At 51.4% G+C, this 15,790-nt stretch carries 12 protein-coding genes; 10 read left to right on the top strand and 2 right to left on the bottom strand.

Annotated features, from left to right (window positions below; all coding sequences use genetic code 11):
• Positions 1–19 precede the first annotated feature (19 nt).
• The 6 genes from GIW82_RS11480 to GIW82_RS11505 all read left to right on the top strand — a co-directional run bounded on the left by GIW82_RS11480 (position 20) and on the right by GIW82_RS11505 (position 8,189).
• Positions 20–724, top strand: coding sequence for a winged helix-turn-helix domain-containing protein (locus GIW82_RS11480; RefSeq protein ID WP_370456216.1), 705 nt, complete (start codon positions 20–22; stop codon positions 722–724).
• Positions 725–1,753, top strand: coding sequence for a sensor histidine kinase (locus tag GIW82_RS11485; protein WP_154750091.1), 1,029 nt, complete (start codon positions 725–727; stop codon positions 1,751–1,753). It abuts the gene before it with no gap.
• Positions 1,731–2,504, top strand: coding sequence for an ABC transporter ATP-binding protein (locus GIW82_RS11490; RefSeq protein ID WP_154750092.1), 774 nt, complete (start codon positions 1,731–1,733; stop codon positions 2,502–2,504). Before GIW82_RS11485 ends, GIW82_RS11490 begins: the two co-directional genes overlap by 23 nt.
• Positions 2,476–4,413 (top strand): FtsX-like permease family protein, encoded by a 1,938-nt coding sequence (locus GIW82_RS11495; protein WP_154750093.1) that lies wholly within the window; start codon positions 2,476–2,478, stop codon positions 4,411–4,413. Before GIW82_RS11490 ends, GIW82_RS11495 begins: the two co-directional genes overlap by 29 nt.
• Before the next feature lie 98 nt (positions 4,414–4,511).
• Entirely contained in the window at positions 4,512–6,065 is a 1,554-nt protein-coding gene (locus tag GIW82_RS11500; RefSeq protein WP_154750250.1) for a fatty acid--CoA ligase family protein, read from the top strand.
• Positions 6,066–6,212: 147 nt separating this feature from the next.
• Positions 6,213–8,189: a S9 family peptidase gene (locus GIW82_RS11505; RefSeq protein ID WP_154750094.1), complete on the top strand. Its 1,977-nt coding sequence runs from the start codon at positions 6,213–6,215 to the stop codon at positions 8,187–8,189.
• 255 nt (positions 8,190–8,444) lie between these two features.
• Here GIW82_RS11505 and GIW82_RS11510 read toward each other — a convergent pair whose 3' ends face one another.
• On the bottom strand, positions 8,445–9,221 hold the full coding sequence (locus GIW82_RS11510) for an enoyl-CoA hydratase-related protein (RefSeq protein ID WP_154750095.1): 777 nt from the start codon (positions 9,219–9,221) through the stop codon (positions 8,445–8,447).
• Positions 9,222–9,389: 168 nt separating this feature from the next.
• On the opposite strand from GIW82_RS11510, the gene GIW82_RS11515 reads away from it, so the two are divergent.
• Positions 9,390–9,755, top strand: a complete 366-nt coding sequence (locus GIW82_RS11515) for a YhjD family protein (protein WP_154750096.1) — start codon at positions 9,390–9,392, stop codon at positions 9,753–9,755.
• Here GIW82_RS11515 and GIW82_RS11520 read toward each other — a convergent pair.
• Entirely contained in the window at positions 9,752–10,300 is a 549-nt protein-coding gene (locus GIW82_RS11520) for a competence protein ComK (RefSeq protein ID WP_370456217.1), read from the bottom strand. The genes GIW82_RS11515 and GIW82_RS11520 overlap by 4 nt on opposite strands.
• Before the next feature lie 179 nt (positions 10,301–10,479).
• Between GIW82_RS11520 and GIW82_RS11525 the strand changes: the two genes are divergently transcribed.
• The 3 genes from GIW82_RS11525 to uvrA all read left to right on the top strand — a co-directional run bounded on the left by GIW82_RS11525 (position 10,480) and on the right by uvrA (position 15,722).
• A complete protein-coding gene (locus tag GIW82_RS11525) occupies positions 10,480–10,722 on the top strand; it encodes an IDEAL domain-containing protein (protein WP_154750097.1) in 243 nt (80 codons plus the stop codon).
• A 128-nt stretch (positions 10,723–10,850) separates the two neighbouring features.
• Positions 10,851–12,833 (top strand): excinuclease ABC subunit UvrB, encoded by a 1,983-nt coding sequence (gene uvrB / locus GIW82_RS11530; RefSeq protein WP_154750098.1) that lies wholly within the window; start codon positions 10,851–10,853, stop codon positions 12,831–12,833.
• A 6-nt stretch (positions 12,834–12,839) separates the two neighbouring features.
• Positions 12,840–15,722 (top strand): excinuclease ABC subunit UvrA, encoded by a 2,883-nt coding sequence (gene uvrA / locus GIW82_RS11535; protein ID WP_154750099.1) that lies wholly within the window; start codon positions 12,840–12,842, stop codon positions 15,720–15,722.
• The last annotated feature ends 68 nt before the right edge of the window (positions 15,723–15,790 follow it).

The following is a 15,790-nucleotide window of genomic DNA, read 5'->3' on the forward strand; positions in this document are numbered from 1 at the left end:
GACACAAGGAGGCATGACTGTGACGGTCCAGCGTATTTTTATCGTGGAAGATGACTTGAAGATTGCAGAGCTGCTGGCGGACAATTTGCGCAAATACCATTACGAAGTGCAAACTGCGAAAGACTTCGACCGCATCCTGGAAGAATTCGAAGCGTTCCAGCCGCATATCATCCTATTGGATATTAACTTGCCGTCGTATGACGGTTATTATTGGTGTCGACAACTGCGGCAGAAGACCACTTGTCCGATCCTGTTCATTTCGGCGCGTTCCGGTGAGATGGACCAGATCTTCGCATTGGAGAACGGCGGAGATGACTTCATCACGAAACCTTTCCACTACGAAATCGTCCTTGCAAAAATAAGAAGCCATTTGAGAAGGGCGTACGGCGAATATTCGCCGAAGCAGGAAGAACGCTCGGTCAAAGCGGGACGTCTCACGCTTTATTTGGAGCGGATGGAACTGCACGCCAAATCCGTTGTGCTGCCGCTGCAGAAAAAGGAATGTACGATTCTGGAGTTGCTGCTGTCGCAATACCCGAAAGTGGTGAGCCGCGAGCAGTTGCTTGAGGAATTGTGGGACGACCAAACATTCGTCGATGAGAATACATTGAACGTCAACATGGCACGCGTCCGCAAGAAATTGGCGGATTACGGCGTCCATTCGACGATCGAGACGGTGCGAGGTGCGGGCTACCGCTTGCTGCTTGCCAAGGAGGAAGCGTAAATGGTCCGCCTGTTCCTGAAAGAGCATGTGGGCTTTCTCGTTTTCCAGCCGCTTTTGATTGCATTCATTATGATGCTGTACTGGCTGGACGGCTTCCGTAACTTCGACACGGCGGTCTACACGGTGACCATCAGCCTACTTCTGACGCTGACGTTTTTAGTGGCGCGATTCGTGAAGCGGTACCGTTTTTACCAGAAAATCCTCGTCACGCCGGAAGGGATGGACAGCGTACTGCAGCGGGAGGGGAAATGCCCGGAGCACATCCAGACCGAAGTGTACATGCAAGGCTTGTACAAAGTGTATCAGCACGAAGCGCAGAACTTGTATGCGACGCAAAACCGCCACTTGCAGTTCATGAACCAGTGGGTGCACCAGATGAAGACGCCGCTGTCGGTCATTCAATTGCTGCTTCAGGAAGAAGGCGAGCTTGATAAGACGAGTGTCCGTGAAGAAGTGGAGCGGCTGAAATCAGGACTTGATACAGTATTGATGAATGCCCGCCTCGACACGTTCGAAGAAGATATGCAAGTGGAGCCGGTGCCGTTGCGTCAGCTCGTTTCGGAGCTGGTGACGGAAAACAAACGGCTGTTCATTTCAAAAAACGTTTTTCCAGACATCGACATTGATGAGCAGTTGACAGTTTTGACTGACCGGAAGTGGATGAAGTTCGTCCTCGGTCAGTTTTTGACGAATGCCTTGAAATATACGTTCGAACCGAATAAGAAAGTCTACTTGCGCGCGCAATGCCAAAACGGCAATGTGCTGCTGACGATTCGCGATGAAGGAATCGGGATTCCCGCATCCGACCTCCCCCGTGTGACGAAAGCGTTCTTCACCGGTGAAAATGGGCGGAAGACTGGGGAGTCGACGGGGATGGGCCTTTATTTGGCGAAAGAAGTGTGCAACAAACTCGGCCATCAACTGGAGCTGAAATCCGCTCCTGGTGAAGGGACAACGGTTTCTATGCTGTTCATCAACCAAGAGTCGGTCACAGGAGGAGAACACGATGGCGCTATTGAAAATCGATGAAGTAACAAAAGTATATGAAGGAAAAGTGACGCGCCGTGCGCTGAACCAGCTGAGCTTCGAAGTAGAGAAGGGCGAGTTCCTCGCAGTCATGGGGCCATCAGGTAGCGGCAAGACGACGCTACTGAACGTCATCTCGACGATCGACTCCTTGACGTCGGGGGAAATCACCATCGACGGTGTGGACCCGCACGCCTTGACGCCAGACGAACTCGCGTTGTTCCGCAGACGCGAGCTCGGTTTCGTATTCCAGGACTTCAACTTACTGCAAATGTTGACGGTCGAAGAGAACTTAGTGCTGCCGCTGACGCTTGATTATATCAAGACGGACGAAATGGCACGCCGTGTACTGGAGCTTGCGAAACGTCTCGGACTGACGCCATTCCTTCATAAACGACCGAATGAACTATCCGGCGGAGAAGCGCAGCGTACGGCAATTGGCCGGGCACTGATCCATAAGCCCACAATCATCCTCGCAGATGAGCCGACAGGGAACTTGGACTCTAAGACGTCGCGTGAAGTGCTGTCTTTGCTGTCGCGCGTCAGCAACGAAGAAAATGCCACGATCGTCATGGTGACGCACGATCCAATCGCCGCGAGCTATTGCGACCGAGTGCTGTTCATCAAGGATGGGGAGTTCTTCAATGAAATTTATAGCGATGAGCGGCAACAGACGTTTTACCAACGCATCTTGAACGTCCTATCTCTTTTGGGGGGCAATGTGAATGACCTTTCGGCAACTCGCTTACCGTAATGTCCTCCGGAATCGGAGAAGCTACGCCGCCTTCCTGTTAGCGAGCGTCGTTTCGGTCATGGTATTTTTCATCTATTCCATGTTCATTTTCCACCCGCTGTTCGAAGGGGCGCAGCTGCAATTCTTCGCCCTTCGCGGCATGCTGATTGCGGAAGTGGTACTGTACATTTTTACGCTGTTCTTCCTGTTCTATTCGATGAGTGCGTTCCTGCAAGCACGCTCGAAGGAATTCGGAATCCTCATCCAACTCGGCATGACGAAGAAGCAGCTGAACAAGTTGATCTTTTTTGAAACGGTCATTTTAGGCGCGGTATCAACAGTGACAGGGATTGTCTTCGGCTATGCTTTCACGAAACTGTTCTTCATGATCGGCCGTGAAATCATGCAGCTGGAACAGCTACCGCTTTATGTTTCCTGGAAGCCATTTGCGCTGACGATCGCGGCGTTCGCTTCGCTGTTTTTGATCATTTCATTCATCAGCGTGTCCTTCATCCGGGCGAAGAAAGTCCTGGAATTGATGAAAGGCTTTTGGCGCGAGCAGGAAGAGACGACCGTCTCGAAATTCCTGTCGCTGCTCGGCTTTGTACTGCTCGGCTACTCATACACCCAAGCAGCCCTCGTCACGGATGAAAACGTCTATCAGATGGCGTTCATCATTCCGCCGATCGCGACGCTCGGGACATATTTATTCTTCACGCACTCGATCCATTCGCTTCTCAGCTTTTCGAAAAGAAGCCGGAAGCTGTACTGGCACAAAACGCGTCTCGTCGCGATTGCGGAAACTTCCGCAAAACTACGTGACAGTGCGCAAATGTTTTTCATCGTGACAATCGTTTCGACTGTGGCATTCCTCGCTGTCGGGACGTTGGCATCGATCAGTTCGTATACCGGCGACTTCCGCCAGTCCAATCCGCTCGGTCTCATCTACATCTCGTTCGAGGGCAACGAAGCGGAAGACGCGCATATCGAAGGATTGATCAACGAACTGGAAGAGCGCAAATTGGCGTATGACCTCGTCACGTTCGAAGTGAAACGCCAAACATCTTCCCAGACCGGCAATATCGTGGACATTTTGGCGGAAGACGAATTCAACCGCCTTGCCCGGTCGCTGTCCTTTGAGGCAGTGAATCTGGGCGCAGGACAAGCGATGTTCGTCCCGTATTCCATCGAATCGCGGGAGCAGTTGGAGGGAGTGGAGGTGGAAACGGAACTGATCGAGAGCGGTGTTGAACTCGAAATCGATGCTGTCCATCCAAGCATCATGTTTCCGATCCACACACTCAATTACAACAGCATCGTCGTCAGTATGGAAGACTTCGAGACAATGGATGAGCCGGTCAATGGCCTGACGCTTGAACAGTCGACCTACACGTACTATGCGTTCGACGTACGAAACTGGGAAGAGACGTCAGGCATCGGCTCCGAGCTGTCGTCAGTTATCGAAGCTGCAGCGGAATCCGGCAATTACAGCGGACTCAACTTCTTCTTCGAGAACCCAGGCGACGATTATCGCTGGTTCCAGTCGTCCTTCGCGCTGCTTCTGTTGATAGGCCTGATGGTCGCGGTGGTCTTCCTGCTCGCTGCAGGGAGCTTCATCTACTTCAAGCTGTACACTGGACTCGAACAAGACCGGAAGCAGTTCCGGCTGCTCGTACACCTCGGCATGACAGAGAAAGAATTGAAGAAAGTCGTCAATCGTCAGCTCGTGCCACAATTCTTCTTACCGTGGGCGCTGGCGCTGCTGCATTCCGTCTTCGCATTCGTCTCGCTCCAGATCGTCTGGGATGAATTTGCCCAATTGTCGATTCTTGACGAATTGGTCATCGTGCTCGCAGGTTTCACTGCTTTGCAGATCTTTTATTTCTTCTTGATCCGCTGGCGTTATATTGCCCACTTGCAGGCGTCCTGATTCAAGGGACGCCTCTTGTATTATCAGAAGATTTATTATAAAATGAATTGTGATAATTATGAATGAGTATTCATTCAATCAAGGGGAGTGGGAGAATGATGAATCTTGTAACAAGTTTAAAGGAAATCGCAAGCCGCGATGCCGCTAGAATTGCTTATCATTTTGAAGGAAAAGATACATCCTACGGGGAATTCGAACAATCCGTTGCGAAATTCGCAGGGGCTCTCGAAGAGCGCGGCGTGAAAAAAGGGGACCACGTCGCATTCCTGTTGAGCAATACACCGCATTTCCTGATCTCGTTGTACGCGACGATGCGCCTTGGTGCAACGGCAGTACCGATTAATCCAATTTATTCACCGGATGAAATCGCGTTTATTTTGAATGATAGTGATGCGAGTGTAGTGATCGCGCTCGATAAATTATTGCCGCTTGTCGAAAAAGCACACTTGGCGTTACCGAAAATCGAGTCGTACATCATTTGTGAGACGGAACAAGGTACCTCAGAAAAGATCAAGCAATTGCCCGAAGCATTGGACGGCAAAGTGCATGCGTTCATGGACTTGCTGTTTACGGCATCATCCTTGAACACACCTGTTACTTTGGACGGAAATGATAACGCTGTCATTTTATACACGTCGGGTACGACGGGCAAGCCGAAAGGGGCCATGCTGACGCACCGCAACTTATATTCGAACGCACGTGACGCAGGAGATTACCTTGGCATGACACCGAATGATCGGATCATTGCGACGCTGCCGGTGTTCCACGTCTTCGCTTTGACGGTGGTCGTCAACGCACCGCTGATCCAAGGAGCGACGATCATCCTTGTGCCGCGCTTCTCACCAGGTGAAGTGTTCGAAGTGATCAAATCGACGAAAGCGACGGTCTTTGCAGGCGTTCCGACAATGTATAACTTCATGCACCAGTATCCGGATGTGAAGCCGGAAGACATGTCGACGATCCGCTTGGCGATTTCCGGTGGTTCAGCGATGCCTGTCGCATTGCTGCATGCGTTCGAAGACCATTTCAACGTGCGGATCTCGGAAGGCTACGGGCTGTCGGAGGCATCACCGGTGACGTGCTTCAACCCGCTTGATCGCGAGCGGAAACCAGGTTCGATCGGCACGTCGATCAACAACGTCGAAAACAAGGTCGTCAACGAACTCGGTGAAGAAGTGGCCCCTGGTGAAGTCGGCGAATTGATCGTCAAAGGACCGAACGTCATGAAAGGCTATTACAAGATGCCCGAAGAAACGAATGCAGCGATTCGCGACGGCTGGCTATACACAGGTGATTTGGCGCGTGTCGACGAAGACGGCTATTTCTACATCGTCGACCGCAAGAAGGATTTGGTCATTGTCGGTGGCTACAACGTCTATCCGCGTGAAGTCGAGGAAGTCTTATTTGCGCATCCAGGCGTTTCGGAGGCGGCGGTTGTCGGCTTGCCGGATCCTGATTTCGGGGAGCAGGTCGTGGCTTATGTCGTGCTGAAGGATCCGGTTTATACGACAGGGGATCTCGAGAAGCATTGCCGCGCGCACTTGGCGAAGTATAAAGTGCCGAAGAGCTTCGAGATTTTGGATGACTTGCCGAAGAACACGACGGGCAAGATTTTGCGCCGTTCGTTGAAGGAGCAAGCGATGAAATCGTAAGGAATGAAAGGACGGAGGGGAGCGCGAGCTTTTCTTCGTTTTTTTGTTTGCTCAAAAGCATAACTAGAAATTTGAACAAACGAAAAATTTCAACTATAGTTAAGAAGTATTGCGATTCACGAAATGATTTTTGAGGAGGCCAATTACATGGCGAAGAAAGCATTGGAAGTCAAAGATTTAACGAAACTGAAATCGGTCACGGCTCCGCACATTTCCCCGGACGGCACGCGTGCAGTGTTCGTACGGACAGAAATGAACGAGGATGAAAATACATATTACGCGCATCTCTTCCATCTCGACTTGGCGACTGGGGAAACGGTGCAATGGACATTCGGGAAAGAACGCGTCTCTTCACCGGAATGGTCAGCGGACGGCAAGCAAATCGCTTTCCTGTCGACGCGCGATGAAAAGAACCAATTATACGTCATGCCGGCTGCGGGCGGTGAGGCGCGTGCATTGACGGACTTCGAAAAAGGGGTCAGTTCGTTCCGCTGGTCACCGTGTGGAGAGAAAATCTGGTTCAACGCCATGGCCAAGCAAGGAAAGACCTTCACGGACAAAGAAGAAAAAGAGGAAAATAAAAAGCCCGAACCGGTTCATGTTGACCGGATGAAATACAAGATGGACGGACTCGGCTTCGTCCCGAAAGATATGCATCGCCACATCGGTGTCATCGAAATCGCATCGAAGGAAGTGGAGCAGATTACAGAAGGTGACTACCACTTCGGACTTGAAAGTGTTTCACATGACGGCAAGCAGCTCGTATACGGCGTCACACGCGAAGAAAATCTTGATTTCGTCTTCCGTCAGCCGCTTTATTTATACGATATCGAAACGAAGAAAGAGACACTGATCATCGATGAAGAAGGCTACTTCGGCAGTGCGGAATTTTCATTTGACGATTCGAAGATCGCTTTCCTTGGCAGCACACGCCGTCTACAAAACGCGACGCATTCCGAGCTGTACGTTTATGATATTGCGGCGGATACACGCACTTGCTTGACCGAATCATTGGACGTGCCGGTCGGCGATTATATGGTAGCTGATCACCAGCAAGGGGCGAGTGCACCAGGGATGCGCTGGACGAAAGACGACCACCTGTATTTCCAAGTATCGACGATGGGCGATGTACGTTTGTACTTTGCAGCGCTTGACGGTTCGATTTTCCCGGCATCACCAGATACAGAGCACGTGTACGGCTATGATATTTCGCGCGATGGGGTGTTCGCACTTGCTGCCATCTCCAATCCGGTCAACCCGGGTGAATTGTACAAACTGACAATCGCAACGGGCGAACGTGAGCAGCTGACGTCGTTCAACGCAACCTTCCTTGAAGAAACGGAATTAATCGCACCGGAAGCGGTTGTCGCAAAAGGCGCGAAAGACTGGGCAGTGCATGGCTGGCTCATGAAACCATACGGCTTTGAAGAAGGACAGAAATATCCGCTTGTCGTCAATATCCACGGCGGCCCGCACGCCATGTATGGCAATAGCTTCTTCCACGAGATGCAATTGCTTGCAGCACGCGGCTTTGGTGTGCTGTTCGTCAACCCGCGCGGCAGCCACGGCTACAGCCAGGAATTCGTCGATGCAGTACGCGGTGATTACGGAGGCGGCGACTACGAAGATATCATGAAATCGGTCGACCATGCGTTGGCGGAAAACGACTGGATCGACGGGAATCGTCTCGGCGTAACGGGCGGTTCATACGGCGGCTTCATGACGAACTGGATTGTCGGCCACACCGATCGCTTCAAAGCGGCAGTGACGCAGCGCTCGATCTGTAACTGGATTTCGTTCTTCGGCGTTTCCGACATCGGCTATTATTTCAGCGAGTGGCAAATCGACGCCGACATGACGGACGTGGACAAACTGTGGGAACATTCGCCGTTGAAATATGCGAAGAACGTGGAAACACCACTTCTCATCCTTCACGGGGAAAACGATCTCCGCTGCCCAATCGAACAGGCGGAACAGTTGTACATCACGCTGAAGAGCATGGGCAAGGAAACCGAATTCATCCGCTTCCCGCAAGCGGACCACAACCTGTCCCGCACAGGCAAGCCGAACTTGCGCTTTGCAAGACTCGAAGGCATTGTCGATTGGATGGAAAAATACGTTTAATAAGTAGCCGGAGAGGTTTTTCTCCGGCTTTTTTTGTTGGGCGAGTGTGGAACTGGGTATTTTCTGAAAATAAGTTGATAAAAAGCGATTCTGCAACGATGTGCTCCTGCGTGGCTCCGCTGCTTCGTCGCAGAAGTAGTGGTCAGGCTGCCTCTGCCCACTCGTTTGCAACAAACCGGAACCCACATCCCTACAAAAACAGAAAACCCCTGTTCAGCAGGCCGTCATACGGCTGCTAAACAGGGGTTTCTCTTTTTATTTTCCTTTAAACACAGGCTTGCGTTTTTCGCCGAAAGCAGCGAGTGCTTCGAGTCGGTCTTCGGTCGGGATCGTGATTTCGTATGCTTTCCGCTCGATTTGGAGACCTGTCTGCAAGTCGGTGTTCATGCCGTTTTTGATGGCGAACTTTGCCTGCTGCAAAGCGATCGGACCGTTCGCAAGCATCGTATCCGCGAATGCCGCAGTGACGCTTTCCAAATCTTCGCGTGCTGCAATGCGCGTCACCACGCCGTAATCGAGTGCTTCCGTTGCTTTCAGGCGACGCGCGGTCAAGATCAGTTCCAGCGCTTTCGCTTCACCGATCAGGCGCGGCAAGCGTTGCGTTCCGCCGGCGCCAGGAATGATGGCGAGCCCGGTTTCAGTCAAGCCGACAGCTGTGTCGTCGACCATGATGCGGAAGTCGCATGAAAGTGCGAGTTCCATCCCGCCGCCGAATGCGTAGCCATTGATCATGGCGATGGTCGGTTGCGGCAAATTTTCGATGGTCGAAAACACTTCACCGATCTTATAGATATTCCGTTTCACTTTTTCATCTGTCAGCGTTTTCCGCTCCTTCAGATCCGCCCCCACACTGAAAGCCTTTTCCCCGGCGCCTCTGATGACAACGACACGGATGTCCGGGTTGATGCGGATCGCTTCCGCAATCTGGCCGAGCTCCGCGAGCATATCGTAATTGAACGCATTCATCGCTTCCGGGCGGTTGAGCTTGACGAAAGCGAGGCTTCCGCGTTGTTCATATGTAATGGTTTGCATGATAAAAAATCCCCTTTCTCTTGGTCATTTCTCCCGCTCCCAACATACCATTTTTGAAAGGCAGTGCCAACTCGTGCGAAAAAAACACATGGGGTGCTTGCAATTCGGAAAAAGTGGAGTAAAATGAAAATAGAACAAACGTTCCCTTTTTTCTGAGGAGGTGGAAAGATGCCGCTAATCAAACAGGAGGAAATCATTCATTTCGAGAATATGATTTATCTGCCGATGGTGCTGATTGTCCTGGAGCGGGACCGGGCATTGATCGAGAAGACCCCATTCAAATTGAAGCGGCCTTATTTGGAATTGGTGGAGGAAGCGGTGAAGCGGGTGGAGCGAGAACTCAAGGAAACAAAAGCGCACATGCGCAAGCATCATATGAAATGCCTGCGCGGAGCCGGGGATGATACCTTCACAGAGTATATCTTTTACCACGGAGGGTACGAAGACCATAGGCGCTATTTGAATTTGCGGTTGCGCAATCGTGTAGAAGAACTGATACGTGCATATTTTGCCTTGGCGACTGTGCAGCTTTAGTCGAGTGGAGAAGGGCTGCGCGGCGGATAATGCCGTTTGGCGACGTAGGACATTTGATGATGCCGCTTTTGTGCATTCCGGAAATACCGCTGCAGCGAACCGGCCGATGAATGCTGGTTGCGAAGTGCGACCGGAGAGACGTCGAGCGATAGGATTTCCCCGTTGCAGAAGTGAACGTTTGTGCCTTTGCCGTTATCATCGTTTTCCACGAGGTCGATTGCGTCGTAGTTCAACCAGACAGCTTCTTTGTTTTTTGGCGAGTGAGTAGGGAAAAAGACGAGCGGATCGCCGTAATATTCTCCGATGATGATTGGCGGCTTGTGCTTTGCACGCACCGTCTTCTGGGAATATAAGGTGGCGCTTTCCAAGCTTCCTCTATAGAATGCACAAGAACGCGAAACGGTTCTATAAATGGAATCCTCGATAAGAAAATCATCCCGGTCTTCGATTACACGTGTCCACAATTGTTCCCCATCAACGTACGGCACAAGTGCATATGTGTTCGAATAGATTGTGTAGGAATTTTGGTGGTTATTCTTGCCCACAACTAATCACCCCTTAAAATTAGATAGTATCTACTATATTATATTAAAATTTGGAAGATTGGCAATCATATTTTTTGGTAAAAGATGTTTTATTCATTATCATCATAATTTTCAAAATAATTATTGTCTCTCCTCCCATTTTCATGTATACTAACAAAAAGCATTCGGGGTGAGGAGAAATGGAAAATTATTATTCGTATGCTGACTTCATGAAAGCCATGGCTCAAACAAAACAAGTGACAGAAGCAGAGAAGCTGCTCAATGATATTTATCTGGATCTATTCTTGAAGCATATTCACCGCTCCCAACAACAGCAGCAACTTGCCGAACTGATCGACAAAGCGCTGGACGCCGGAGACCGGAATGCTTTCACTCGTTACACCGAACAATTGCTGACACTTCAAAAAGATGATGAGACATAAGTGAACCGTCCTTGTATGGGCGGTTTTTTTCTTTGTGTGAGAAAAAAACATATGTTCGCTTTTTGTTAGGGGAAATAAAGGGGATATGATAAAATAGAAGTACTGAATTAACGGGAGGCCGAAAATCGATGGAGCAAACATTCAACTTACAAGCGCCTTATGAACCTGCTGGCGATCAGCCAAGAGCGATCGGACAGCTCGTGGAGGGCGTCATCGGGGGCAAGCGCTGCCAGACGCTTCTGGGAGCGACCGGTACAGGGAAAACATATACCGTCTCCAATGTCATCCAGCAAGTCAACAAGCCGACATTGGTCATGGCACACAATAAAACACTGGCTGGCCAGCTGTACAGCGAGTTCAAGGAATTCTTCCCTGACAACGCTGTGGAATATTTCGTCAGCTATTACGATTATTATCAGCCGGAAGCTTACGTGCCGCAGTCGGATACGTATATCGAGAAAGATGCGAGCATCAATGACGAGATCGATAAACTGCGTCACTCCGCCACATCTTCGCTGTTCGAACGCAATGACGTCATCGTCATCGCTTCCGTATCCTGCATCTACGGCCTCGGTTCACCGAAAGAGTACCGGGAAATGGTCGTCTCGCTCCGCAAAGGGATGGAGATCGAACGCAACCAATTATTAAGGAAGCTCGTGGATGTCCAGTATGAGCGGAATGACATCAATTTCATCCGGGGCACATTCCGTGTCCGCGGGGATGTCGTGGAGATCTTCCCGGCATCACGCGATGAACATTGTTTGCGTGTCGAATTTTTCGGGGACGAAATCGAACGCATCCGTGAAGTGGATGCATTGACCGGAGAAATTCTCGGAGACCGGGAACATGTCGCAATTTTCCCTGCATCCCACTTCGTTACGCGTGAAGAGAAGATGGTCAAAGCGATCGAGAACATCGAAGCGGAACTGGAAGAGCGCCTGAAGGAAATGCGCGCGGAAGACAAATTATTGGAAGCGCAGCGTCTCGAGCAGCGGACGCGCTATGATTTGGAAATGATGCGGGAGATGGGCTTCTGTTCGGGAATCGAGAACTACTCCCGCCACTTGACGTTGCGGCCGCCTGGTGCGCAGCCGTATACGCTGCTCGATTATTTCCCGGAAGACTTCCTACTAGTCGTCGACGAAAGCCATGTGACGCTGCCGCAAGTGCGCGGCATGTTTAACGGGGACCAGGCGCGGAAGAAAGTGCTGGTCGACCACGGGTTCCGCCTGCCGTCAGCAATGGACAATCGTCCGTTGACATTCACTGAATTCGAAGCGCACATCGACCAGTCGATCTTCGTCTCAGCGACACCTGGTCCATATGAACTGGAGCACACACCGGAAATGGTCGAACAGATCATCCGGCCGACAGGGCTGCTTGACCCTGTGATCGATATCCGTCCGATCGAAGGGCAGATCGATGACTTGATGGAAGAGATTCGCATTCGTGCAGAGCGGAACGAACGGGTCCTCATCACGACGCTGACGAAGAAGATGTCGGAAGACTTGACGGCTTATTTGAAAGAAGCGGGCGTCAAGGTCAATTACTTGCATTCGGAAATCAAGACGCTCGAGCGTATCGAGATCATCCGCGAATTGCGGATGGGCACATACGACGTCCTTGTCGGCATCAACCTTCTGCGTGAAGGACTGGACATTCCGGAAGTGTCGCTCGTCGCCATACTCGACGCTGATAAGGAAGGCTTCCTGCGGTCCGAACGTTCCCTCATCCAGACGATGGGACGGGCTGCACGGAACGCCAACGGACAAGTCATCATGTATGCGGATAAGATGACGGATTCCATGCAAAAAGCGATCGACGAAACAACGCGCCGCCGGGAAATCCAGGAGGCATACAATATAGAACACGGCATCACGCCGAAAACGATCATCAAACAAGTGCGCGACGTAATCCGCGCGACTGCAGCAGCCGAAGAAGCGGAGGAATACGTTTCGAAAGCCGCAGCAGGCAAGAAGCTGAACAAGGAAGACCGCGAGAAACTGATCACATTGATGGAGAAGGAAATGAAAGAAGCGGCGAAAGCGCTCGATTTCGAACGGGCGGCGGAACTGCGGGATACAGTATTGGAACTGAAAGCGGAAGGGTGAAGCAGTTTGAGAAACAAGGAAATCAATATAAAAGGCGCACGTGCGCATAACTTAAAGAACATCGATATTAAAATTCCGCGCGATAAGCTCGTCGTCGTGACAGGCTTGTCTGGCTCCGGAAAGTCTTCGCTCGCTTTCGATACGATCTATGCCGAAGGGCAACGGCGATATGTGGAGTCTCTTTCTTCATATGCGCGCCAATTCCTCGGCCAGATGGACAAACCGGATGTCGACCTCATCGAAGGGTTGTCTCCGGCGATTGCGATCGACCAGAAGACGACGAGTAAAAACCCGCGTTCGACGGTGGCGACAGTGACAGAAATATACGATTACATGCGCCTTATGTATGCGCGTGTCGGGAAGGCATACTGTCCGAATCATGGCATCGAAATTACATCCCAGACGATCCAGCAAATGGTGGACCGCCTGATGGAATATCCGGAGCGGACGAAAATGCAGATTTTGGCACCGGTCGTTTCCGGCAAGAAAGGGATGCATGCGAAAATACTCGAAGACATCAAGAAAGAAGGATATGTGCGTGTGCGCGTTAACGGGGAATTACGGGACTTGGACGAAGACATCGAGCTGGAGAAAAACAAGAAGCACTCGATCGAAGTGGTCATTGACCGCGTTGTCTTGAAAGAAGGCATCGAGAGCCGTTTGAGCGATTCGCTTGAGTCGGGCCTCCGATTGGCGGAAGGTCGCGTCTTGATCGATGTCATCGGGGAAGAGGAAATCGTCTTCAGCGAACACCACGCATGCCCGATCTGTGGGTTCTCGATCGGGGAGCTGGCACCGCGGATGTTCTCGTTCAACTCGCCATTCGGTGCGTGTCCAGAGTGTGACGGCATCGGGCACAAGCTCGAAGTGGATCCGGAGCTTGTCATGCCGGACACAAGCGTGTCGTTGAAAGACGGCGCAATCGTCCCGTGGCAGCCAACGAGTTCGCAGTATTATCCGCAGCTCCTCGAAGCCGTCTGTAAACATTACGGCATCGATATGAACAAGCCGGTCTCGGAATTGCCGGAAGAGCACATTCGAGTCATTCTTTACGGATCGGGCAACGACAAGATCCGTTTCAAGTATGAAAATGATTACGGCCAGAAGCGTGACCAATCGATTTATTTTGAAGGGGTTTTATCGAATGTCGACCGCCGTTTCCGCGAGACATCTTCTGACTGGATCCGCGAGCAGATGGAGAAATACATGACAGAGCAGGCGTGTCCGACGTGTAAAGGCGACCGGTTGAAGCCGGAAAGTTTGGCGGTCAAAGTGGACGGTCTCCACATCAGCCAAGTGACGGAAATGTCGATTGAAGAAGCGGCTGCGTTTTTCAGTGACTTGAATTTAAGTGAGACGGAGCGGCAGATCGCCAATCTGATCTTGCGTGAAATCGCGGAGCGCCTCGGATTCCTCATCAATGTCGGACTCGATTACTTAACGTTGAACCGTGCGTCGGGAACGTTATCAGGCGGCGAGGCGCAGCGCATCCGTCTTGCGACACAGATTGGATCGAAGCTATCAGGCGTCCTCTATATTTTGGATGAACCGTCGATCGGGCTGCACCAGCGCGATAACGACCGTTTGATCAGTACGTTGAAGAACATGCGGGACCTCGGCAATACGTTGATCGTCGTCGAGCACGACGAAGACACGATGATGGCTGCCGACTACTTGATCGATATCGGACCGGGCGCAGGTGTCCACGGCGGGGAAATCATCGCGGCAGGAACACCGGAAAAAGTGATGAAGAGCCGCAATTCCTTGACGGGTCAATACTTGAGCGGCAAGAAATTCATTCCGCTCCCACAAGAACGCAGAAAACCGGACGGCCGCATGATCTCAATCCGCGGCGCTGCTGAAAACAATTTGAAGGACGTCGATGTGGACATTCCGCTTGGCTTGTTCGTCGCAGTGACGGGCGTATCCGGGTCCGGGAAATCCACGTTGGTCAATGAGATCCTTCATAAGACGCTTGCACAGAAACTGAATCGCTCCCGCGTGAAGCCGGGGCGCCACAAATCCGTCGAAGGTCTGGAAGGACTCGAGAAAGTCATCGACATCGACCAGTCGCCGATCGGACGCACGCCGCGCTCGAACCCGGCGACGTACACAAGTGTATTCGACGACATCCGCGATGTTTACGCTTCGACGAACGAAGCGAAAGTGCGCGGCTACAAAAAAGGGCGTTTTTCTTTCAACGTCAAGGGCGGACGCTGTGAAGGCTGCCGCGGGGATGGTATCATCAAAATAGAAATGCATTTCCTGCCGGACGTCTATGTGCCATGTGAAGTTTGCCACGGAAAACGCTATAACCGCGAAACGCTGGAAGTGACGTATAAAGGGAGGAACATTTCCGATGTGCTGGAAATGACGGTGGAGACAGCTGCGAAGTTTTTCGAGAACATTCCGAAGATCAGCCGTAAGCTGAACACCATCGTCGATGTCGGTCTCGGCTATGTGAAGCTCGGACAGCCTGCGACAACATTATCGGGCGGGGAAGCGCAGCGCGTCAAACTCGCGTCGGAGCTGCACAAACGTTCAAACGGGCGGTCCTTCTATATCTTGGATGAGCCGACAACAGGGCTTCACGCGGATGATATTTCACGTCTCTTGAAAGTGCTCCAGCGCATCGTCGATAATGGCGATACTGTCTTGACGATTGAACATAATCTCGATGTCATCAAGACGGCGGATTACTTGATCGACCTCGGCCCAGAAGGCGGGGACAACGGGGGGACATTGATCGGTACCGGAACACCGGAACAGATTGCGGAGATGAAAAACTCCTATACAGGCCATTATTTAGCACCGGTTCTGGCACGTGACCGGGAACGGACACAAGAGCAGATCAAGAAGGCAGAGTCGAAGAAAACGAAGAAGAAATGAAACTTTTCTCAAGCTAGGACGTATTGAACTAGTAGAATGATCGAACGGTTCGGCGATGGCGCACCAAG

The organism is Planomicrobium sp. YIM 101495, from assembly GCF_009707665.1.
Classification (GTDB): domain Bacteria; phylum Bacillota; class Bacilli; order Bacillales_A; family Planococcaceae; genus Planococcus.

What these genes read in the sequence shown, in the direction of transcription:
- GIW82_RS11500 (WP_154750250.1), top strand. Translation starts at nt 4,512, where the DNA reads ATGAATCTTGTAACAAGTTTAAAGGAAATCGCAAGCCGCGATGCCGCT.
- GIW82_RS11495 (WP_154750093.1), top strand. Translation starts at nt 2,476, where the DNA reads ATGACCTTTCGGCAACTCGCTTACCGTAATGTCCTCCGGAATCGGAGA.
- GIW82_RS11485 (WP_154750091.1), top strand. Translation starts at nt 725, where the DNA reads ATGGTCCGCCTGTTCCTGAAAGAGCATGTGGGCTTTCTCGTTTTCCAG.
- GIW82_RS11490 (WP_154750092.1), top strand. Translation starts at nt 1,731, where the DNA reads ATGGCGCTATTGAAAATCGATGAAGTAACAAAAGTATATGAAGGAAAA.
- GIW82_RS11525 (WP_154750097.1), top strand. Translation starts at nt 10,480, where the DNA reads ATGGAAAATTATTATTCGTATGCTGACTTCATGAAAGCCATGGCTCAA.
- GIW82_RS11510 (WP_154750095.1), bottom strand. Translation starts at nt 9,221, where the DNA reads ATGCAAACCATTACATATGAACAACGCGGAAGCCTCGCTTTCGTCAAG.
- uvrB (WP_154750098.1), top strand. Translation starts at nt 10,851, where the DNA reads ATGGAGCAAACATTCAACTTACAAGCGCCTTATGAACCTGCTGGCGAT.
- GIW82_RS11505 (WP_154750094.1), top strand. Translation starts at nt 6,213, where the DNA reads ATGGCGAAGAAAGCATTGGAAGTCAAAGATTTAACGAAACTGAAATCG.
- GIW82_RS11515 (WP_154750096.1), top strand. Translation starts at nt 9,390, where the DNA reads ATGCCGCTAATCAAACAGGAGGAAATCATTCATTTCGAGAATATGATT.